We start from the raw sequence: 727 nt of genomic DNA, 5'->3' as shown, positions 1-727 counted from the left end.
CCATTCACCGTTCCACTTTGGCGAGAGCCCGAACAGTTGGATGAGGGCCGTAATCTCGAATCACAAGCGTGGGCCAAGCCAAAGCGCTCTCACTCCTTGAGTTTAAGAGGGTTTGGCCATGTCTTCCTCTGTCGGCATCGATGTTTCCAGTGCGACACTTGCCGTTCACATCCGCCCTGAGGGTGTGAACTTCAGTGTTTCCAATGATTTGAAGGGATTCCAACTGCTCGTCGAAAAGCTTGGCGGGTATGCAGTTTCAATGGTCTTGCTCGAAGCTACCGGTGGCTACGAGTGCAATGTCCTAAAAGCGCTGCAGGATGCCGATTTTCCGGTTTGCCGGATCAATCCCAGTCGTGCCCGGGACTTTGCCAAGTCGATGGGTAAACGTGCCAAGACCGATCCCATTGACGCAGCTGTTTTGGCTCACCTAGCTGAAGTTATGCCGCCACGGCCTTGCCAGGTGATGACACCTGAGCGGGCCTTGCTGCGCGAACTGCTTATGCAGCGGGATCGCTTCGTCCAACAGCGCGACGATGACAAGCGGCGCCTGAAGCAGGCGCAGGCTCCCAGTGTGTGTTTGCGGTTGGAACAACACATCGCCTATCTGAAGGGTGAAATTCGAGCGCTGGAACAAGAGATCGCACAGCAGGCAGCAGCTTTGCCTGATGATCGGGTTAAACAGCTCACTCAAGTAAAAGGAATTGGTCTGATTACTGCCGGAAAACTG

At 54.5% G+C, this 727-nt stretch carries 1 protein-coding gene; it reads left to right on the top strand.

Going from position 1 to position 727, the window contains the following annotated elements:
- Positions 1 to 118: 118 nt before the first annotated feature.
- A partial coding sequence (locus AC07XM_RS31080) for an IS110 family transposase (protein WP_495046088.1) occupies positions 119 to 727 on the top strand: 609 nt, incomplete at its 3' end.

It is taken from the genome of Pseudomonas sp. GW460-LB5, from assembly GCF_059423245.1.
The sequence above is the reverse complement of the archived record's forward strand: the minus strand, read 5'-3'. Positions and strand labels throughout refer to the sequence as shown.